Annotated in this window: 15 protein-coding genes and 4 tRNA genes; 13 read left to right on the forward strand and 6 right to left on the reverse strand. The window is 61.6% G+C overall.

Annotated elements, in window-relative coordinates; all coding sequences use genetic code 11:
• Nucleotides 1-219 precede the first annotated feature (219 nt).
• The 5 genes from G5306_RS14855 to G5306_RS14875 all read left to right on the forward strand — a co-directional run bounded on the left by G5306_RS14855 (nt 220) and on the right by G5306_RS14875 (nt 9875).
• Entirely contained in the window at nt 220-2475 is a 2256-nt protein-coding gene (locus G5306_RS14855; RefSeq protein WP_421313070.1) for a patatin-like phospholipase family protein, read from the forward strand.
• Between the two features lie 229 nt (nt 2476-2704).
• Complete coding sequence (acnB, locus tag G5306_RS14860; RefSeq protein ID WP_005355080.1) at nt 2705-5302, forward strand: bifunctional aconitate hydratase 2/2-methylisocitrate dehydratase; 2598 nt, start codon at nt 2705-2707, stop codon at nt 5300-5302.
• 280 nt (nt 5303-5582) lie between these two features.
• A complete protein-coding gene (locus G5306_RS14865) occupies nt 5583-7169 on the forward strand; it encodes an EAL domain-containing protein (protein WP_021231269.1) in 1587 nt (528 codons plus the stop codon).
• 162 nt (nt 7170-7331) lie between these two features.
• Nucleotides 7332-8738, forward strand: a complete 1407-nt coding sequence (locus G5306_RS14870) for a D-arabinono-1,4-lactone oxidase (RefSeq protein ID WP_421276349.1) — start codon at nt 7332-7334, stop codon at nt 8736-8738.
• A 9-nt stretch (nt 8739-8747) separates the two neighbouring features.
• Entirely contained in the window at nt 8748-9875 is a 1128-nt protein-coding gene (locus tag G5306_RS14875; protein WP_421313071.1) for a CobW family GTP-binding protein, read from the forward strand.
• Here G5306_RS14875 and G5306_RS14880 read toward each other — a convergent pair.
• Complete coding sequence (locus tag G5306_RS14880) at nt 9860-12967, reverse strand: efflux RND transporter permease subunit (protein ID WP_421313072.1); 3108 nt, start codon at nt 12965-12967, stop codon at nt 9860-9862. The genes G5306_RS14875 and G5306_RS14880 overlap by 16 nt on opposite strands.
• Nucleotides 12964-14064: an efflux RND transporter periplasmic adaptor subunit gene (locus G5306_RS14885; protein WP_421313073.1), complete on the reverse strand. Its 1101-nt coding sequence runs from the start codon at nt 14062-14064 to the stop codon at nt 12964-12966. Before G5306_RS14885 ends, G5306_RS14880 begins: the two co-directional genes overlap by 4 nt.
• Nucleotides 14065-14154: 90 nt before the next feature.
• On the opposite strand from G5306_RS14885, the gene G5306_RS14890 reads away from it, so the two are divergent.
• Both G5306_RS14890 and mdtD read left to right on the forward strand, forming a co-directional pair.
• A complete protein-coding gene (locus G5306_RS14890; RefSeq protein ID WP_005355070.1) occupies nt 14155-14763 on the forward strand; it encodes a TetR/AcrR family transcriptional regulator in 609 nt (202 codons plus the stop codon).
• 11 nt (nt 14764-14774) lie between these two features.
• A complete protein-coding gene (mdtD, locus tag G5306_RS14895; RefSeq protein WP_421172494.1) occupies nt 14775-16190 on the forward strand; it encodes a multidrug transporter subunit MdtD in 1416 nt (471 codons plus the stop codon).
• Here the strand turns inward: mdtD and G5306_RS14900 are convergent.
• The 3 genes from G5306_RS14900 to folB form a co-directional block, all read right to left on the reverse strand.
• Nucleotides 16162-16650: a YbaK/EbsC family protein gene (locus tag G5306_RS14900; protein ID WP_421313074.1), complete on the reverse strand. Its 489-nt coding sequence runs from the start codon at nt 16648-16650 to the stop codon at nt 16162-16164. The genes mdtD and G5306_RS14900 overlap by 29 nt on opposite strands.
• A gap of 126 nt (nt 16651-16776) precedes the next feature.
• Nucleotides 16777-17286: a 2-amino-4-hydroxy-6-hydroxymethyldihydropteridine diphosphokinase gene (gene folK, locus G5306_RS14905; RefSeq protein WP_107684303.1), complete on the reverse strand. Its 510-nt coding sequence runs from the start codon at nt 17284-17286 to the stop codon at nt 16777-16779.
• Nucleotides 17286-17657 (reverse strand): dihydroneopterin aldolase, encoded by a 372-nt coding sequence (gene folB, locus G5306_RS14910; RefSeq protein WP_069528750.1) that lies wholly within the window; start codon nt 17655-17657, stop codon nt 17286-17288. Before folB ends, folK begins: the two co-directional genes overlap by 1 nt.
• A 157-nt stretch (nt 17658-17814) precedes the next feature.
• Here folB and plsY point away from each other — a divergent pair, with 157 nt between their 5' ends.
• From plsY to G5306_RS14940, 6 genes are all read left to right on the forward strand, one after another.
• Nucleotides 17815-18477, forward strand: coding sequence for a glycerol-3-phosphate 1-O-acyltransferase PlsY (gene plsY, locus G5306_RS14915; protein WP_421276345.1), 663 nt, complete (start codon nt 17815-17817; stop codon nt 18475-18477).
• A 47-nt stretch (nt 18478-18524) separates the two neighbouring features.
• Nucleotides 18525-18600 (forward strand) — tRNA-Phe (locus tag G5306_RS14920).
• Between the two features lie 52 nt (nt 18601-18652).
• Nucleotides 18653-18728 (forward strand) — tRNA-Thr (locus G5306_RS14925).
• A gap of 3 nt (nt 18729-18731) precedes the next feature.
• Nucleotides 18732-18807: transfer RNA gene (locus tag G5306_RS14930), tRNA-Phe, on the forward strand.
• A gap of 8 nt (nt 18808-18815) precedes the next feature.
• A tRNA-Asn gene (locus G5306_RS14935) sits at nt 18816-18891 on the forward strand.
• Nucleotides 18892-18996: 105 nt separating this feature from the next.
• The gene (locus G5306_RS14940; protein ID WP_421313075.1) at nt 18997-20169 is read left to right on the forward strand and encodes a nucleoside recognition domain-containing protein; all 1173 of its coding nucleotides are present in this window, start codon (nt 18997-18999) and stop codon (nt 20167-20169) included.
• Between the two features lie 76 nt (nt 20170-20245).
• Here the strand turns inward: G5306_RS14940 and G5306_RS14945 are convergent, their stop codons facing one another.
• Nucleotides 20246-20938 carry a B3/4 domain-containing protein gene (locus tag G5306_RS14945; RefSeq protein WP_323949613.1) on the reverse strand — a complete coding sequence of 231 codons (693 nt, stop codon included), beginning with the start codon at nt 20936-20938 and terminating at the stop codon, nt 20246-20248.
• Between the last annotated feature and the right edge of the window lie 91 nt (nt 20939-21029).

Raw genomic sequence — 21029 nt, forward strand, 5'->3', positions numbered from 1 at the left:
GTTGAGATTGACGACGCTCATATTAGCGGCAGCGCGGCGGTACCCATGAGGCTTGCAGCCCTTTATTTGCGGATTACGTTTGCGCTCACAGGGGCGGCGGCGTGCCCCTTCGCCATGCAGCACAGGCGGGATGCGGATTGACGGTTGCGCTAACTGCCGGGCCCCTTATAGTAGAGGCCATCCTTGGTGACTGACCCTCTGAATAATATGGAAAATATGATGCGCAGCTTAGGTGCGGGATGGACCCGTCTGCTTTTGGTGATGTTGGCGGCGATGCCGCTGCTGGCTGTGGCGGCACAGGGGGAGCGCCCGAAGATTGCGGTGGTGCTCAGTGGTGGCGGCGCCAAGGGCTCGGCCCATATCGGCATTCTCAAGGTGCTGGAGCAGAAGCGGATTCCGGTCGACATCATAGTCGGCACCAGCATGGGCTCTTATGTGGCGGGGATGTACGCCATGGGGCTCAGTGCCGAGGAGGTGGAGCGCACTACCCTGGCCATCGACTGGAACAAGGGCTATCAGGACAAGGTGGGCCGCGACGAGCTGTCGTTGCGTAAAAAGCAGCAGAACGAGCAGTATCAGCTGCGCACCGATATCGGGGTGAATGGCGACACCACCCAGCTGCCGGACGGTTTTTTCCAGGGCCAATCCATGGCCAGCCTGCTGCGGGGGGCCACCTCCAACCTGCCGGTACAGGAGAGCTTCGACGATCTCCCCATTCCCTACCGCGCCATGGCGACCGACATGGAGACGGTCACCCCCTTTGTGCTGGATCACGGCAGCCTGGCCAAGGCAATGCAGGCCTCCATGTCTATTCCCGGTGCCCTCAAGCCGGTGGAGTGGGAGGGGCACATCCTGGCGGACGGCGGTAGCGTTAACAACATGCCGGTGGATGTCGCCAAGGCAATGGGGGCCGACGTGGTGATCGCGGTGGATATCGGTGCCAAGCTGCGTACCCGTGAATCACTCAAGTCAGGGTTGGCGATGATCGACCAGCTCACCACCTACATGACCCAGGTGGGTACCGACAAGCAGAAGGCGCTGATGGGGCCGAAAGACATACTGATCGCTCCCGAGTTTGGCGATATGGGGATCGCCGACTTTGCCCGCATGCCGGAGGGGATCAAAATGGGTGAGGCGGCGGCGTACAAGGCGTCGCTGCAACTCGATAAGCTGTCGCTCACCAAGGCGCAGTACAACGCCTATCGCAACCAGAAGCTGAGCCGCCGTGCCGAGCGAAGTGGTCAACCCGCCTACTTCATCGACAAGGTGGAGATCATCAACAAGTCGCGCCTCTCCGACGAGACGGTGCACGCCATGCTGAAGGTTCGGCCGGACAAGATCCAGACCAACGAGAGTCTGGAGGCTGGCATTCGCCGCCTCTATGCGCTGGAGTCGTTTGACCGCATCACCTATGAAGTGGAGGAGCGCGATGGGGAGAACGTGCTGGTAGTGGATGCCAGCGAGAAGAACTGGGGGCCTGGTTACCTCAACTTCCAGTTCGGTTTCACCGATGACTTCGAGAATACCTCCAACTACAACGTCGGCATGTCCTACACCCTCACCAACGTCAACGAGTGGGGGGCCGAGTGGTTGACCGAGGCATCACTGGGCACGGCCAAACATATCAAGACCGACTTCTATACACCGCTGGAGCCCTCCCAGACCTTCTATGGCGAGGCGAGCCTGGCCTATGACCAGACCCAGAGAAGCCTCTTTAATCCGGATCCGGACGAACCGATATTTACCTATCTCGATACCGAGTACTCCTTCTTCAGCGCCGATCTGGCGGTCGGCTGGAATCGTCAGCCCTGGAGCCGCCTGTCTATGGGGCTGGAAGGGCAGACGGGCAGTATCGAGATCAAAAACTTCAAAGAGCTGCAAGGGGATGCCACGGCGTGGGGCCCCTATGTCCGCTTTGAACACGACAATCTGGATAGCCGCTATTTCCCCTATCAGGGGGTGAAGTGGGATATGAAACTGGGCCACTCCCACGTCAGTGTGGATGGACTCGAGTCGGCAGATGGCCGCAGTGAAGGCTGGAATTATCAACTCTCCATGATCAAGCCCTGGTCATGGGACAGGCACAGCCTCAACCTGATCCTCGAAGGGGGTGGCTCGGGCAGTGAAGAGGTGGTGCCACTGCATATTCAGGATCTGGGCGGGCTGTTCCGCCTCTCAGGTTTCCAGCGCTACCAGCTGAGCGGTCGCTACAGCCTGTTTGGTGGCCTGCGTTACATCTATCGGGTGGCAGACAATGACTTCGGTGCCCTCAAGATGCCGCTCTATCTGGGCGGATCTCTGGAGCAGGGCGGGGTCTGGAACAAGGGGGAGGATATCAGTCTGGAGAGCTCGTTTACCGCCGGGTCGCTTTATGTCGGGGTGGAGAGCTTCCTCGGCCCTGTGTTCCTCGGCTACGGCATGGCGGAGGGGGGCAATGACGTCTTCTATCTGCAATTGGGTAGTACGTTCGAATAATGCCGAAATGATGCCAATTTGTTAACTCTGATTGATGGCGTTCAATTAATTATCAAAAAATACCAGCATGTTTAATTGGTTACGATTTTGTGGTGAATAAGTAAACAGGGTTTGGATTTTAATTAGTCGTTAAAACTTATATAGTGGGGAGCACCCTACGGGGTGTCCCGCAAGGACGATCGCCGCGAGCGTGGGCGAACCCCAAAAAAAGACCAAAGAGGAATTAGTCGTGCTTGAAACATACCGTAAACACGTCGCAGAACGTGCCGCCGAAGGCGTGGTTGCCAAACCTCTGGATGCAGAGCAGGTCGCCGCCCTGGTTGAGCTGCTCAAGAACCCGCCCGCTGGCGAAGAAGACTTTCTGAAAGAGCTGTTGTCCTCCCGTATTCCCCCCGGTGTTGATGAAGCGGCCTATGTCAAAGCCGGTTTCCTCACCGCCGTCGCCAAGGGCGAAGCCCACTCTCCCATCCTGACTGCCGCCGAAGCTGTCGAGCTGCTGGGCACCATGCAGGGTGGTTACAACATTCAACCGCTGATCGACCTGCTGGATCACGCCACTCTGGCGCCGCTTGCCGCCAAGGGGCTCTCCCACACCCTGCTGATGTTTGACTCTTTCCACGACGTGGAAGAGAAGGCCAAGGCGGGCAATGTCCACGCCAAACAGGTGATGCAGTCCTGGGCTGATGCCGAGTGGTTCCTCTCCCGCCCAGAACTGGCCGAGAAGATCACTGTCACCGTGTTCAAGGTGACCGGCGAAACCAACACCGACGACCTCTCGCCGGCACCGGACGCCTGGTCCCGCCCGGACATTCCGCTGCACGCGCTGGCGATGCTGAAAAACGCTCGTCCCGGCATTACCCCGGACAAGGATGGCGCCGTCGGCCCCATCAAGACCATCGATGCCCTGAAAGAGAAAGGCTTCCCGCTGGCCTATGTGGGTGACGTGGTCGGTACCGGCTCTTCCCGTAAATCCGCCACCAACTCGGTGCTCTGGTTTATGGGCGACGACATTCCGTTCGTGCCGAACAAGCGCGCTGGCGGTGTCTGTCTGGGTGGCAAGATTGCCCCGATCTTCTTCAACACCATGGAAGATGCCGGCGCCCTGCCCATCGAAGTGGACGTCTCCAAGCTGGAAATGGGCGATGTGATCGACATCTACCCCTATGCCGGCAAGATCTGCAAACACGGCACCGAACAGGTGCTGGCGCAGTTTGAACTGAAAACCGACGTGCTGATCGACGAAGTGCGCGCCGGTGGCCGTATTCCGCTGATCATCGGTCGCGGACTCACTGACAAGGCCCGCGAAGCGCTGGGTCTGCCGTTCTCCACCGTATTCCGTCGCCCGCAGCCGGTGGCCGATACCGGTAAAGGCTTCACCCTGGCCCAGAAGATGGTGGGCAAGGCGTGCGGCGTGAAGGGCATTCGCCCAGGCACTTACTGCGAGCCCAAGATGACCACGGTCGGCTCTCAGGACACCACGGGCCCGATGACCCGCGACGAGCTCAAAGATCTGGCCTGTCTCGGCTTCTCCGCCGATCTGACCATGCAGTCCTTCTGCCACACCGCAGCTTATCCCAAGCCCATCGACGTACAGACCCACCACACCCTGCCGGACTTCATCATGAATCGCGGCGGTGTCTCTCTGCGTCCGGGTGACGGCGTCATCCACTCCTGGCTGAACCGCATGCTGCTGCCGGATACCGTGGGTACCGGTGGTGACTCCCACACCCGTTTTCCCATCGGTATCTCCTTCCCGGCGGGCTCCGGTCTGGTGGCCTTCGCCGCCGCCACCGGCGTGATGCCGCTGGACATGCCGGAATCCGTGCTGGTGCGCTTCAAGGGCGAGCTGCAACCGGGCATCACCCTGCGTGATCTGGTCCATGCCATCCCCTATGCCGCCATCCAGAAAGGGCTGCTGACCGTCGAGAAAGCAGGCAAGAAGAACATCTTCTCCGGCCGCATCCTCGAGATCGAAGGCCTGCCGACCCTGAAGGTAGAGCAGGCGTTCGAACTGGCTGACGCCAGCGCCGAGCGCTCTGCCGCCGGTTGCACCATCAAGCTGGATAAAGAGCCGATCATCGAGTATCTGAAGTCCAACATCGTGATGCTGAAATGGATGCTCTCCGAAGGCTACGGTGACGTGCGCACCATCACCCGTCGCATCAAGGGGATGGAAGAGTGGCTGGCCAACCCGACCCTGATGGAAGCGGACAAGGATGCCGAGTACGCCGAAATCATCGAGATCGATCTGGCCACCATCAAGGAGCCAATCCTCTGTGCGCCGAACGATCCGGACGATGCCCGTCTGCTGAGCGACGTGGCTGGCGACAAGATCGACGAGGTGTTCATCGGTTCCTGCATGACCAACATCGGTCACTTCCGTGCCGCCGGCAAACTGCTCGAGAAGTATCAGGGCGAGCTGCCGACCCGCATGTGGATCGCGCCGCCCACCAAGATGGACAAGGATCAGCTGACCGAAGAGGGCTACTACGGCATCTTTGGTCGCGTCGGTGCCCGCATCGAGATCCCGGGTTGCTCCCTCTGCATGGGCAACCAGGCGCGGGTAGCGGAAGGGGCCTCGGTGGTCTCCACTTCCACCCGTAACTTCCCGAACCGTCTGGGTAAAGGTGCCAACGTCTATCTGGCTTCTGCGGAGCTGGCCGCCGTTGCCGCCATCCTCGGCAAGATCCCGACTGTGGCGGAGTACCTGCAGTACGCCAAGGCGCTGGATGCCACTGCGGCAGATACTTACCGCTACCTCAACTTCAACGAGATCGCCTCCTACACCAAGAAGGCTGATGCGGTGATCCTGCAGCAAGCCGTTTAACGGAGTTCTTGCGCAATTTGCGCGATAAGAAGCCAATAATGCCGCGTATTTACGCGGCATTATTTATTTGTGTGTTATTCACCGTCTTTTTTGAAGATTGTTTGCACGATCCTTGCTAGAGAGATCCAACCACCTGTTTGGTGGTTCGTTTTATAAACGCTTTGGGTTATGTTGTTCGGTTATGTGCGGTAATGATGAGGCATCGTTATCGAGGGAAAGTGGATATCTGTTCACTGGGTGCTTGCGTTGGCAGGCCTGACGAATTGCGGCGTGGTTCTTTATGTTTCTGTTCAGGATCGATCTCTCCCGAACCGGGTTACGCTTCGGCGGTGCCTTGCTGGTCTTTACCCTGCCGCTGCTGGTGGGAGCTTGGCTCATCCACAGCAATTATGTGCAGGAGCTGAAAGCGGAATCCAGCGCCTCGGCCCACAAGGCCAGAACCCTGATGGAGTCGATGCTGGATCATGCGGAGCAGGCCAACCGCTCTGTGCTGCCTCTGGTGAAGGCTCCCTGTCGCGACAACCTGCTGGTGCTGCGCAAGAAGGTCGCCATCGAGCCTTTCCTACGTTCGGTCAATCTGGTGCGAAACGGCATCATCAATTGCACCTCGCTGTTTGGTGAAGCCAATGATGCCGATGACGGCTCCATCTACACCGGCCGCAAGCTGCTGCTGATGAGTGGCAACCGGGTGCGGCAAAATCACCCGCTGCTGGTAGTGCGCACCGAGCAGGGCAAGGATGCCGCCTTGAGCGCCATCGACAGTACCCAGCTCAGCTTCATGCTCTCCATGAGCGGAAAATCCAGTGCGCTCTATCTGCAGGTGGGGTCTGCCTGGCTCAATGAGTCGGGCCGCTATCTGAGCGAGGCGCCCACCCTCCATCGCGGGATCAGCCAGGCCCTCACCTCATCCCATTATCCTTTCACCATCCATGCCGGTTATGCCATGCCGGTCTACTGGAAGTCGCTGTGGGCCGCGCGGCATGTGGCGCTGTCGTGGCTGGCGGTTTCCTCGCTTTTGCTGGCCTGGCTGGTGTGGTGGGTGCTGGGGCGGCCCGGCTCGCCAACAGATGAGTTGCGACGAGCCCTGCGGGCCAGGGAGTTTGTTCCCTATCTGCAGCCGCTGATTGCCAGCCACGACGGCAAGATGATGGGCGCCGAGGTGCTGATGCGCTGGGAACATGTCAATGAAGGGGTGATCCGGCCCGATCTCTTTATTCCGCAAGCAGAGGAGTCGGGACTGATCGTCCCCATGACCACCCATATCATGAAGCAGGTGGCGACACGGTTGAACCGCTCTCAGGAGCAGTTGCCCGACGGGTTTCATATCAGCTTCAACATCAGTGCCGCCCATTGCCACGATTTTGCCCTGCTGGCCGAGTGCCGCGCCTTCCTCGGGCATTTCCTCCCCGGCAAGGTGGTACTGGTGCTGGAGCTGACCGAGCGGGAGCTGTTGATGTCAGATCCCCAGACCCTCTCCCTGTTCCGCCAGCTGGACGAGATGGGGGTCAAACTTGCTATCGACGACTTTGGCACCGGCCACTCCAGCCTGGCTTACCTGCAGCAGTTTCATGTGGATTACCTCAAGATCGACAAATCCTTTATCGCCCGCATCGGTACCGAGTCGCTCTCGGAGCATATTGTGGATAACGTGATCGATCTGGCGACCCGGCTCGGTCTGGCGCTGGTGGCGGAAGGGGTGGAGAGCGAGCGTCAGGCTGACTACCTCAGGGCCAAGGGGGTCGACTATCTGCAGGGGTACCTGTTTGCCCGCCCCATGCCGCTGCGCCAGTTCTGCGAGGAGCTGCTGCCGGAAGAGGCTCAGACCCGCCAGCCAGATGGGGTACGAGGCATCCCGAACGCCACCTGATCTATCGGTGACAGACGGGCGGCCACGTTCCCCTCTGGCAGGGTAGGGAAGTGCTCTCTCCCTATCCCCCCTCGAGTGCAGGGGCTTGTTTTTCATGCCTTGCGGCTCGCTTTTCGGTAGAATCAGCGCTCATTTTGACGTCAGTAAAAGATGAGGCGCGGTATGACGGTTCAGTTCCAGGCATTTCACAGCATCAAGGCGATCGGTAATCGGGAGGTGCTGTTCAACTGGTCGAGAACCAATCCCCTCGGGGCGCTGGATCAGGTGTGGCGCCCGAAAAGCCGCGACGAGCTGCAAGCGCTGCTGCGGGAACACCCCGAACGCAAGCTGCGCCTTATCGGCTCCGGCCTCTCCTTCGAACCCATCCACAGCGTCTATGCCGAGGGCAGTCAGGCGCTGCTGGTGGACTTGCACCACCTGCGCGGCCAGCTGGCCAAAACCGCCGATACCGTGACCTATCAGGCGGGTACGCCGCTCGATACCGTTTATGCCGAGCTGATCGCCATGGAGCGGATGCTGCCCGCATCCCCGGGCGTTATCGGCATCCAGACCCTGGGCGGCGCCCTCAGCACCGGTACCCACGGTCAGGGGCTGCACCAGTCTGCCCTCTGCGATGCGGTGGAGGCGATGACGGTGATGCTGGCCAGTGGCGACATCATCCTGGTGGATCGCACCGACCCGCGCTTCGGTGCCTTCGTGATGGGGATGGGGATGCTCGGCATCCTGCTCGACGTCACCCTGCGCACCGTGTCCAACCGCATTATGCGCTGCACCAAGTTCACCACCGATTACCCCTTCCTGCTGGAGCACAACGAGCGGCTCAACCACGAGCATGGCTTTGTGAAGAGCTGGTGGTTTGCCTGGACCGGCGAGAGTCACATCTGGCTGGTGGACCCTGCCTCCGATGAGGAGGTGGCCCGTTATCGCGCCGGTGGTAGCGAGCCGCTGCTGCTGGATGGCGATATCGACGCCCGCATGAACGCTGCTCTTAATGCCACTATCGACGCCACCATGCAGAAGATGGCCAAAGACACCAAGGATGAGGCGCTGGCTGGCGAGCACTTCGAGACGGTGCGCCGCTTCAAGGATGCCTCCGATCTGGTGGGCAACGTCTACCAAATTCTCTGCAAGGGGATCCCGGCACCTCAGATCAACTGTGAGGTGGCGGTGCCGCTTCATCGCATGAACGAGGCGCTGGAGACCCTGCAGGCCTGGCAGCAGGCCAATCCGGGCGTGCTGCACTATCCCTTTATCCTGCGTTGTACCGGCCCTTCCGAGGCTTGGCTTAGCGCCGCTTATGGCCAGTCGGTCTGCTGGATCGGTTTTCTGGTCTATCTGGCGGCGGACGGCACCTTCGTTAACGGTTCCATGGAGCAGATGCGCGAGCTGCAGCAACTGCTGGTGCCGCTCGGCGGCATTCCCCATTTCGGCAAACATCTGGCGATGGATCTCTACGACTTCCCGGCCCTGCTGCCGCGCTGGAACGACTTCGTGGCGTTGAAAGCCGAGCTCGACCCCCACGGCCGCTTTGAAAACCGCTGGCTCAGCGACCTGTTTGCCAACCGGTAAGGATCTGACATGACCGATATGCAAGATACCCGTATCCCTGTGACCCTGCTGACCGGCTTTCTCGGCAGCGGCAAGACCACCTTGCTCAACCACTGGGTCAAGCAGCCGGAGCTTGGCGAGTGCGCCGTGCTGATCAACGAGTTCGGCTCGGTGGGGCTGGATCACCATCTGGTGCAGCAGGTGGATGAGCAGGTGATGCTGCTCGACTCCGGCTGCATCTGCTGCTCGGTGCAGGGTTCTTTGGTGGAGGCGTTGCAGGGGCTCTTTATGAAGGCCATCCAGCGCAAGATCAAACCGTTCAAGCGGCTGATTATCGAGACCACCGGTCTGGCAGATCCGGCCCCCGTGCTTTTTACCCTGCGCGAAGAGGGCTTTATCGCCCAGCGCTACCGCTTCGATGGCACTGTCACCGTGGTGGATGCCGGTCATATCGAGCAGCAGTTGGCGGTCCAGTATGAAGCGGTGAAACAGGTAGCGCTGGCGGATCTGCTGGTGGTGAGCAAAGGCGATCTGGTGGATGACGAGCAGCTGGCGCGGGTCGAAGCCCAGCTGGCGGCACTCAATCCGGCGGCCCCGATCGAGCGGGTGACCAATGGTGAACTGTCGCCAGCGGTGCTGGAGAAGCTCGGCGCCTACAACGAAGCGGCGGGGCGCGATGTGCGCCAGCTGCTTGCCTGGCTGCGCACCGAATCCCCCAAGCAGGGGCTGGCGTCACCGATGCAGCCGAAGATGCAACCGTTCGCCGCCAAGGTGGGCACGGCTGCGCCCACCCACTTCGAGCACGGCAACATCGAGAGTTTCTCTTTGCGCATCGGCGAGCCGCTCAAGCCCTCTCGTTTACTGGCCGCCATCGATGCGGTGCAGGCGCAGTATGGCGATGCCCTGCTGCGTCTCAAGGGGATCTTGCAGCTGGAAGGGGAGAGCCAGCCGGTGGTGATCCACGGCGTCCACGGCCAGCTCTATCCGCTGCAGGCATTGGGTGACTGGCCGGAGGGCAAGGCCCAGTCCCGACTGGTGTTTATCGTGAAAAGTCAGGACAAGGCCGGTATCGAGCAACTCTTTATGGCGACCCTCAAGGCCCCCGAGCCCACTCTGGAAGAGCGGCTCAAAGCCATGCTGGGTCAGCCCGACAACTGATCTTGCGCGTTGCAGTTCTCCTGCACCGGGTCAGGACGGCGACGGTTGAACAGCACAAACGCCACCGGCACAAAGTAAAACGAGAGCAGGGTCGCCAGCGCTGTGCCACCGGCGATGGCGATGGCAAAGGGTGGCCAGAAGCCGCCGCCCCCCAGCAATAGCGGGATGAAGCCGCCCACCGTGGTGATGGTGGTCGAGACGATGTGGCGGCTGCAACCGGCCACCAGGTCACGGATCTGCGGCAGATTGCCCTGTTGTGCCAGCGGGTCTGCCCTCAGCTCAGCCAGAATGACGATGGCGGCGTTGATGGCCAGCCCCATCAGTCCCAGCAGGGCGATGATCACCGTAAACCCGAAGGGGTACCCCAGCAGCCAGACCCACAGCAGCCCGAGTCCCGCCGACTGGATCGCCACCAGGGTGACGATGCCCGCCAGCCGGAACGAGTTGAAGCTGAGCACCAGCACGGCCACCAGCAGCACGGCGACCAGGCTGACATGGGCCATCAGATTGCCCACCGATTCATCCCGCTTGGCGGCTTCCCCGCCAAACTCCAGTCGATAGCCCGGTGGCAACGCCAGCGCCTTGGCGGCCAGCCTCTCTTTGACCTGCTCAAGCACAGTTTGCGGCAGTACGCCGACCGCCAGATAGGCCTCCAGCACATTGACCCGCTCACCATCCCGACGGCTGATCTCCCCCCAGCTTGGCAGCAGCTCGGGAGTGGCCAGTGCCCGCAAGGTGAGATTGGCAGCCCCTTGCTGGCCGGTGCCGGTGAGCGATAGCGGCACATTGAGCAGCGCATCCGGATCCTGACGCAAGGGCTCGGCCAGTCGCACTCGAACCGGGATTGACTCGGTGCCTTCCAGCACAGTGCCACCCAACCTGCCATCCAGTGCGCCCGCCAGCCGGGAGGCAACATCGGTCAGGCTCATGCCTGCCAGTCGGGCGGCCTCCTCATCGACCTGCAACCAGAGTTTGGGTGCCCCGGCCTGCAAGGTGGCGCGGGTCTGCACCACAGCCGGGGTATTGGCGAGCAGACTGCGCAGCTCCTCTCCCAGACGGTGCAGCTGTTCGAGGTCGGGGCCAAACAGCCGCAGTTCGACCGGGGCATTGAAAGGCGGCCCCTGTTCCAGCTTGCGCACCAGGATCTGCGCTTCGGGAAATGTTGCATCGAGCCGCTGCTGCAGTTGTGGAATGAGCCGCTCGGCAGCATCGGCATCCTGCAGGGTGATCATCCCCTGGGCGTAATCGGCCCGCCCCTGTTTTCTGGGCACCAGGTTGTAGTAGAAGCTGGGGGCGTTGTCGCCCACCACCCAATCCTGGCGAACCAGCTCGGGGAGGCTGGCCAGCTCGGCGGAGATCCTCAGTGCCAGCTCGCGAGTGCGCGCCAGGCTCGCCTGCGGGGAGAGGCTGGCCTCGATGTGGATCATGTCCCGGTCGGCAGGGGGAAAGAACTGTTCGGTGAGGCGGCCCGCCACCCAGAAACCGAGCAGGGGCAGCAGACTGACCAGCAGCAGGGTCCGCCAGGGGTGAGCCAGCGCCATGGCGATGCTCTGCTGGAAACGGGCGCTCACCCGGGGCAGGTGCAAGCCATCCTGATACCAGCGTCCCCCCTGGTCACTGCCAATCCAGCGGGCTGCGAGGCCAGCCACCAGGGTGTGGGCGATGAGGTAGGATCCCAGCAGCGAGCAGATCACCGCCCAGGCGATGCCGCCGACAAACTCGCCCGCCGGGCCCGGCATCAGAATGATCGGCATAAAGGCGAGCATGGTGGTGAGGGTGGAGCCCAGCAGTGGCAGCCAGAGGTGGCCGATGGCTTCCAGTGCGGCGGCACTCATGGCCATGCCGTGGCGGCGCTGATACTGCACCCGATCCGCCATGACGATGGCGTTGTCCACCATGATCCCGAGCGCCACCACCAGACCGGTGACCGACATCTGGTGAATGGGCAGATTGATCAGGTTCATGCAGGCGAATGAGAACGCCACGGTAAGCGGCAGCGACAGGGCCACGATAATGGCGGCCTTGACCCCCAAGGTCACCAGCAGCACGGCCACTATGATGAGAAAACCCTGCACAATGTTGATGAGCAGGGTGTCGAGCCGCTGATCGGTATAACGCTGCTGATCGAAGCTGGTGACGAGGCCGATATTATCCGGCAAGTCCTGTTGCAGCTGGGCCAGCATGGTATCGACCCGTGCCGACCAGAGGTCGATGCGGTGATCCTGTGCCATGCGCAGGCCGACCACCACCGCCCGCTCACCATTGGCAAAGGCCAGCTGGCTCTCCGGCTGGTGCAGGGTACGCCGTACCTCGGCCAGATCGCCAAGGCGCAGGGTCTGGCCCTGCTCGCCGGTACGCAGCGGGATCTGGCGGATCCGCTCCAGGGTATCGAGGGCGCCGCGGATCTCCACCTGAAAGCGATTGTGGCTGCCCTGCAGCTCCCCGGCGGCCACTTTGGCATCGGCACCACTCAGCGCCTGGGCAAGCTGTTCGCCACTCATGCCGCTGGCACTGAGGGCGAGGGGATCGAACCGTACCTCGATCTCCTCCTGCGGTGCCCCGACCCGCTCGACGTATTCGGTACCCGGCAGCTGGCGAGCCCGGCGTTCCAGCTCGGCGCTGTAGCGGGCGAGGCGATCCAGCTGCGGCTGGCCCGGCCCGCGCCAGACCACATTGACCAGCCGGGTGAAGGGGTAGCCTTTCTCGTCATCCAGCTTGGGGGCACTGGCGCCGGCTGGCAGTCCGGCGGCAAGATCTGCCAGCCGGTCACGGACTCTGGACCAGACAGGCTCGACATCGCTGACCTCATCCTTGAGCTCCAGATTGATGATGGAGAGACCGGGGCGAGAGCTCGACTCGATCAGCTTGATCTCGCTCTGGGCCCGCAGCCGGTTCTCGATGGGCTCGCTCACCAGCGCTTCCACCCGTTCGGCGCTGGCCCCGGGGAAGTGGGTAACCACGCTGGCAAAACGGCTGGTGAGCTGGGGATCTTCGGTTCTGGGCAGGGTCTGCAATGCCGCAAAGGCGGCCGTCAGCAGCAGTGCGACCGTCAACAGCAGCAGTCGGCCATTCTCGATAAACGGGCGGATCATGACTGTGGCTCCGGATGCGCCGCCTGATGATCCACGCTGGTTGTCAGGGTGGCCTGCTGGCCCGGCACCAGTTTATGCAGGCCATCGGTCACCAGCTGTTCTTGTCCGTTCAGGGCACCACTGATCCAGGCCCGCTCGCCATCTTGCTGCAGCAGGGTGACGTCCCGACTGACCACTCGGGGTGGCGTTTCGTCGTTGAGCAGGTAGAGGGTCCAGCTGCCGCGCAATCCCTGGGTCAGTGCGGTGAGCGGCACTTCGTAAGCGCGGGTGGGCTCGCGGGTCTGATGCAACAGGGTGATCAGTTGCCCCTCTGCCAGTTGTTCGCCGCCCCGGATCAGCTGGAAGCGGGCGGTGCGGGTGTGGGTCTGCCCGTCCACTTGTACCCCCAGATTAAGCAGGCGCCCCTCCAGTGATTGCTCCCCGCTTTGCAGGGGGTAGTGTTGGCCGACGATCAGGGACTCGGCCTGTTTCACCGGCACGCCGATATCGGCCTCCCACTGGCCGCTGCGGGTCAGGGAGAAGAGAGGCTGGCCTGCGGCTACCACGGCCCCCAATGCCTGCTCGCGGCTGACTACGATTCCGTTGAAGGGGGCGCGCAGCTGTGATTTCTCCTGTTTGACCCGGTTGGCTTCGAGGGCGGCGGCCAGCTGGTTGGCGCTTGCCTCCAGCATGCGGACTTTGCCTTGCTGTTCATCCAGCGCCTGACGGGAGCTGAACTGCTGCTGGCGCAGGGCGGTGAGTCGATCGAGCGTCTGCCGGGCAAGGGTCAGCTCGGCCTCGTTCTGGGCGGCCCGGGCGGCCAGCTCTTTGGCTTCCACTGCCAGCAGCCGGGTGTCCAGTGTGGCGAGCAGTTCGCCGGCCGCGACCGGCTCTCCGCGTCCCTTGTGCAGAGTGGCGATCCGCCCTGCCAGCTCGAAGCCTATCTGGCTGTGCTCGGGGGCGATCACCCGGCCATTGAAGCGGTGCAGCACCGGGTAGTGATCGCTGGCTTGCAGCGGCTGGGCGATCACCCGGGTCAGGGCGGGTGTTTCTTCTGACTCAGTGACCGGGCTGCAGCCACTCAGTAACAGCGCCAGCAGGATTAAGCAAAGTGTCATGACATCATCCTCTGGTTGACATAACATCAAATCATACCGGTGAGTCTAGTTTTTCGAAACTAGACTGTCCAGTTTGATTGTGGAGGAAAAATGAACATTTCACCCCGTAGTCAGCAGAAGCGGGCTGCGATCCTCGATGCTGCCGGGCGGCTCTTCTGTCAGCACGGTCTGCATCTGGTCAGCATGGACATGGTGGCCAGTGAAGCGGGCGTCTCCAAGCAGACGGTCTACAGCCATTTTGCCAACAAGGAGTCGCTGTTTGCCGAAGCGGTGGGCAGCAAGTGCGTCAGCAGCGAGCTGATGCCGGAGGTGTTGCTGCGTGGCAACAATGTGCGGGAGAGCCTGATTGCCTTTGGTCGCAGCTTTCGCAAGTTGATCCTGAGCGATGATGCCATCAATATCTTTCGCACCTGCATCAGCTGCAACGATGCCCAGCTGGCCACCCTTTTTTTCGAGGCGGGCCCGCTCTATGTGACCGAGATGCTGTCCAACTGGCTGGAGCAGCAGAAGCAGCAAGGCCTGCTGTGCCATCAAGACAGCGAACAGGCCGCCTTGCAGCTGTTGCTGATGTGGCAGGGCAAGGAGCGCATGCTCCGTGAGCTGGGTCTGCCGCTGACCCAGAGCGCTGCCGAGCAGGATGCCTGGACCCTGAGTTGTGTCGATCTCTTCCTGACCGCCGCCGCTCCCCCGCAAAAATAATGGAGGTGGCAATGAGCCACACAGTGACAGATGCCCAGCGTAAATGGCTGCCCCTGCTGGCGGCGGTCGGTTTCTTTATGCAGGCGCTGGATGGCACCATTCTCAACACCGCCCTGCCCAGCATGGCCGAGACCTTGGGAGAGAGCCCGCTGCAGATGCAGTCGGTGATCATTGCCTACATGCTGACGGTGGCGCTGCTGATCCCGGCCTCCGGCTGGCTGGCAGACAGATTCGGTACCCGCCGCATCTATCTGGCCGCCATCTCGCTCTTTACCCTCGGCTCGCTCGCCTGCGCCGCCTCCAATTCGCTCTCCATGCTGGTGGTCGCCCGGGTACTTCAGGGGATTGGCGGTGCGCTGCTGATGCCGGTGGGACGGTTGGCGGTGCTGCGGGTTTATGACAAGCACGAGCTGCTGCGGGTGATGTCGTTTGTCACCATCCCGGGGCTGCTCGGCCCGCTGATGGGGCCGGCGCTCGGTGGCTGGCTGGTGGAAGTGGCGAGCTGGCACTGGGTGTTTCTCATCAACCTGCCGGTGGGGCTGCTCGGCTTTATCGCCAGCTGGCACTTTATGCCGGAGCTGCGGCAGCAGACCGCCCGGTTCGACTGGCAGGGATTTGTGATGTTCAGCGTCGGCATGGTGCTGGTGTCGGTCGGCTTGCAGGGGCTGGGGGAGCACAGCATCTCCACCGGTTGGGCGCTGTTTGCACTGATCTTCGGCTTGGCGGCGATGGCGAGCTACTGGCTCTATGCCGCCAATGCACAGCAGCCGCTCTTTAGCCTGAACTTATTCAAGACCACCACCTTTGCCATCGGCATCTGGGGCAACCTGTTTGCCCGCCTCGGCAGCGGCGCCATGCCCTTCCTCACCCCGCTGTTTCTGCAACTGGGGCTCGGTTTCTCCCCGAGCAAGGCGGGGATGACCATGATCCCCACCGTGATTGGCGCCATGCTGACCAAGACGCTGGTTAACAAGCTTATTCCGAAGGTGGGCTATCGCCGCATTCTGATCGGCAACACCCTGTTGCTGGGGGCGATGATCGCCAGCTTCTACTTTATCGACAACCAGCTCCCCTACGGGGTCTTGCTGGGCTGGCTGGCGATCTTCGGCGCCATCAACTCGCTGCAGTTCTCCGCCATGAACACTCTCACGCTGCAAGATCTCAGCCCGACCCTGGCCAGCAGTGGCAACGGTCTGCTCTCGGTAGTGATGCAACTCTCCATGAGTTTGGGGGTGGCGATTGCCGCCAGCCTGCTCGGGCTCTTCTCGGCGGGCACCTCAGCGGGCACCTTAGTGGCCGAGGGTCAGTGGCTGGCCGGGTTCCACCTTACCTACCTCTGTGTCGGGTTGCTCTCCATGCTGGCGGCGCTGATCTTCGCCCAGCTGGCGCGCGATGGGGCTACGCCGTCGGCGCGGGCAGATAGCTGACCTCGCAGGGGAGCTGCGCCAGCAGTTCGGCCAGATGCTCGGTCGCCAGCAGAAAGGTCTGCTCCGGGTGGCCCGGAGTCCAGGTGAAGGCGGTGTGGTTGAGCAGTTGCGGATCCACCAGTAGCGGAATATCGGCGCGGGGCAGGAAGGGGCAGACCGCTCCCGGCAGGCAGCCAATCTCCGCCTGCATCTCTTCGGCGGTGCAGATGGAGGGCTTGGCACCGAGTGCGGCCTTGACCGCCTTGTTGTCGAGCCGCCCGTCCCTGTGGGTCAGCAGCAGAGCGAAGCGGCCATCCTTGAACTTGAGAAACAGGGTCTTGCTGAACTCAGCCTGCCAGCCGAGGCGGGCCTTGACCTTCTCGTCGGTGGCGTAGTCGAGGATGGGTTCATGCTCATAGCGCTGGTGGGGCAGTTCGGCCAGCAGCTGGCAGTTGAAGTGGTGAATGGTATCGAGTGGCATGGGGTTCTCCTGTAGTGGGCGCTATCCTGCCAGCCTCACAGGGGCAGGCCCAATGACACTTTCTTATCCGTGATAAGCAACCCTGTCTGTGCAAACAACAAGGGCGCCGTGAGGCGCCCTTGCGGATCAGTGATGCTGCAATTCGCACGCTTCCCAGTGAAAGGGAATGGGGCACAGCTGCTGGGAGGCCTTGTCATAGGCTTGCCACAGCTCGCCCATGGTGCGGCCATCGACGGGGTGGCGCAGTTTGGGGGCCAGCTCGGCCAGTGGCCAGAGCACGAAGGCGTTGGTGAGCACTTCACCACGCGGCAGCACCAGCGGGGTGTCGCAGACCAGATCGCCATAGAGCAGCAGATCGAGATCCAGGGTGCGCGGGGCGAACTTCTTGGCATCCGGCTCGCGGCCGTGGGCGAACTCCATGGCCCGCAGTCGCTGGCAGACGGTGGTCAGCGGCAGATCGGTCTCGGCAGCCGCCACCAGGTTGTAGAAGGGGCGGCCGTTGAAGCCGACTGCCTCGCTCTCGAATACCCGGGAGACCCGCAGCTCGCCAAACTCGGCGTGCAGGGCATCGAGCCCGGCGCGAATATGGCGCTCTCGCTCGATGTTGGAGCCGAGGCTGATATAGATGGTGGTCATCAGTTGCTGCTCGCAGTTGGTGTGCGATGGCGCAGGATCTCGACGCCGACCCCGGCGGCATTGGGCACGGCGCCCGGCTTGGTGAGGGTCACCTTGACCCACTGTACCCGCTCGTCGGCGAGCACCAGCATGGCAACCTGCTCGGCCATGGTCTCGACCAGCTCGACCACTTTGCCGCTGACATGCTCGCAAATCTTGTTGGAGAGGTCGGCATAATCCAGTGCCAGATTGATGTCGTCGGTTGCTGCCGCGGGGCGGTTATCGAACCCCATCTCGAGGTCAAAACGGAGCTTTTGGCGAATGCCCTTCTCCCACTCATATACACCTATGGTGGTCAAAACTTCGAGTCCGCGAATAAACACCTTGTCCATGACTGTACTTCTTCTTTACTCTTGATGGGCTGTGATGACAGCGCAGGGATGCTGGCCGGGCAACAGGCTTGCCGAGGCGCTCTGGGTGGGCATGGGCCCATGCCAGCGTATGTGGCCCGCATCATACCCCATTCATATCGTGGTAAAAACGACCAAGATGACGGCCCTGACGATTTTGATGATTATTCTGGCCTACCTGGGTGGTTCACTATCCAGTGCTGTGCTGGTCTCTCGCTGCACCGGTCTGCCCGACCCGCGGGATCATGGCTCCCACAATCCGGGGGCAACCAATGTGCTGCGCCTCGGTGGCCGGATGGCGGCGCTGGTGGTGCTGCTGCTCGATGTGCTCAAGGGCACTGTGCCCGTCTATCTCGCCTGGTATCTGCAGATCAAACCCGTCTACCTCGGCTTTATCGGGGTCGCCGCCTGTCTCGGCCATATGTACCCCCTCTTCTTTCATTTTCGTGGTGGCAAGGGGGTAGCGACGGCGCTCGGTACCATGCTGCCCATCGGCTTCACCATGGGGGGCGCCGTGATTGGCACCTGGCTGCTGGTGCTGCTGGTGAGCGGCTACTCCTCGCTGGCCTCCATCATTACCGTGCTGCTGACGCCGCTCTTTACCTATCTACTCAAACCCGAATATACCCTGCCAGTCTCGCTGCTCTCCTGCCTCATTCTGATCCGCCATCACGAGAACATCTCCCGCCTGCTTAAGGGGGAAGAACCCAGAGTCTGGGGGCGAAAACGTGCTGCCAGTGCCAAGGAAGTGGCAGAAATAGCTAATGTTGCGCAAAAAAGAGACGAACGAGACAAAAAGTGAAATTTCCCGTTGACCATCCGCCTTAAAATCCGTTTAATAGCGCCCACGCCCAGATAGCTCAGTCGGTAGAGCAGGGGATTGAAAATCCCCGTGTCGGCGGTTCGATTCCGTCTCTGGGCACCAAATTTTGGTGCCATGAAATAAAAATTTGTTCATGCACAATGGTTTAAAGTGTGCCGGCTTAGCTCAGTAGGTAGAGCAACTGACTTGTAATCAGTAGGTCACCAGTTCGATTCCGGTAGCCGGCACCATTTGCCCAGATAGCTCAGTCGGTAGAGCAGGGGATTGAAAATCCCCGTGTCGGCGGTTCGATTCCGTCTCTGGGCACCACTAATAATTCCTCCTTAGCTCAGTCGGTAGAGCGACGGACTGTTAATCCGCAGGTCGCTGGTTCGAGCCCAGCAGGAGGAGCCAAACCGAAAAGCCCTTGTCGCAAGACAAGGGCTTTTTTTCTTTGGTTCAATACCGATTTTTACCATAACAACCATCACACACGCACAGAATGACGGCAGGATAGATATGGAAAATCAAGTAGTTATAGAGTCAAAGGGGCGACTGGCCACCATCCGCGAGTGGCTTGAGCCCGTGCTGGTGCTGCTGATCCTGGGCAGCCTGTTTGGCTACCTCGGCAGCCAGATGGGCCTCTCCGCCATGGTCAACACCCTGTTCAATACCGCTCACCAGCTGTTGCTCAATACCGTGCTCTTCATCATGGGGATCACCGTACTTTCCGGCGCCCTCAGCCAGCTGCTGAGCGAATTCGGGGTGATCCGCCTGCTGGAGGTTCTGTTGGCACCCCTGATGAAGCCGGTGTTCCGCTTGCCGGGACGTACCGCGCTGGCGGCGCTGATGACCTTCTTCTCCGATAACCCGGCGGTGATCAGCCTTGCCAAGGACAGCCGCTTTCGCAAGGGCTTCACTCCGTGGCAACTGGTGTCTCTGACCAACTTCGGGACCGCCTTCGGTATGGGCCTGATCGTGGTCACCTTTATGGCCACCCTGCAACTGCCGGGCGGGGAGTCCACCGCCAGCGCGGCGCTGATCGGTCTGCTCGGTGCTCTGGTTGGCTCGGTGGTCTCTACCCGACTGATGCAGCGAATGATCCGTCCGCTGGTGGGTGAGGTGCTGGATGATGAGCCGACGGATGCCAAGGGGCACAAGGTCGGGGTCAGCAAAGAGGCGGCTCCGGGCTGGCTGCGGATCCTCAACTCGTTGCTCGATGGCGGCAAATCCGGCGTGGAGCTGGGGATGGCGGTGATCCCGGGCGTGCTGATCATCAGCACCTTCGTCATGCTGCTCACCTTCGGCCCGGGGGAGAAGGGCTATACCGGTGAAGCCTTCCAGGGGGTTGCCTTGCTGCCGGTATTGGCTGCCAAGGCTGGCTGGCTGTTTGACCTGCTATTCGGCTTCCAGCAGCCGGAGCTGGTCGCCTTCCCGGCTACCTCGCTCGGCGCAGTGGGTGCCGCCATGTCGCTGGTGCCCCCCTTTATCGCCAAGGGGTGGATCACCGGTAACGAGGTCGCGGTGTTTACCGCCATGGGGATGTGCTGGAGCGGCTTTTTGAGCACCCACACCGCCATGCTTGATGCCCTCGGCTATCGCCATCTCACTTCCCGCGCCATTGTCGCCCACACCGTCGGCGGCTTGTTCGCCGGGGTTGCGGCGCACCAGCTTTATATGCTGCTGGGCTGAGCAGAGTGAAAAGAGAGAGGGGCGCTGCGGCGCCCCTTTCTGTATCTATCGGTGACGAGTTGGCTCGTCCTTCGGTTTACTCAACATCGCCGATCAGGCTCTGTGCGATCACCGCTTCCGGCATCATCTCCCGCAGCCCGGCGATCAGTTTTTCCCCCGCCTCATGCAGCGCAGCCAGCGGCATCTCGGGCAGGCTCTCCAGAATGAACCACATCTGGCCCGAATCGACACTCAATCGGGTGCGTACACCCTGCCGCCAGTTCCAGCGCCGACAGGTGACCCCCTTGTCATCCCGCCAGACGACCTCGCCGGGCTCCACTGGTTCGTGGGTCGGCTCGCCCCCCTTCATGGTATCGAACCGCTCGCTGCCATCGGCCACCACCAGTCGCGGCAGTCCCTCATAGGCAAGCAGGTTTTCGCCCCCCACCGGAATGGCGTAACGGATACTGATGGCGTTGTAGAGATCGACCACGGGATCGATGGCGGGCAGGTTGCCATCGCGGGCGACCCGTTTTCTCAGAGCTTCGGCGGAACAGGGAGTCCGCTGCGGCTTGGCGCCGAACTTTCTGAATAGATCGCCCCAGGCGGCGAGATGCGCCTCTGCCCACGGCACATCGGCAGTCAGCATGGCGGTGCAGGCTTCATCAAGGGCGCGTGCCCCCACGTTCGGGTCAACCACGGCTGCGGCCTGCACCGTGATGCTCAGAGCGCGAAAGCTGGGAGCCAACTGGCTGACTTCGGGGGAGATATAGGGGGTGATCAGGGACATAGCGACTCCATAAAACGAACGAGGCTGGGAGAAGGCGGTTGCCGGCCAGCATAGCGGCAACGGCAAATCCGGTTTGAGAGCCATCTTGCGC

This window comes from Aeromonas sp. 603404 (genome assembly GCF_049171775.1).
Classification (GTDB): domain Bacteria; phylum Pseudomonadota; class Gammaproteobacteria; order Enterobacterales; family Aeromonadaceae; genus Aeromonas; species Aeromonas veronii_A.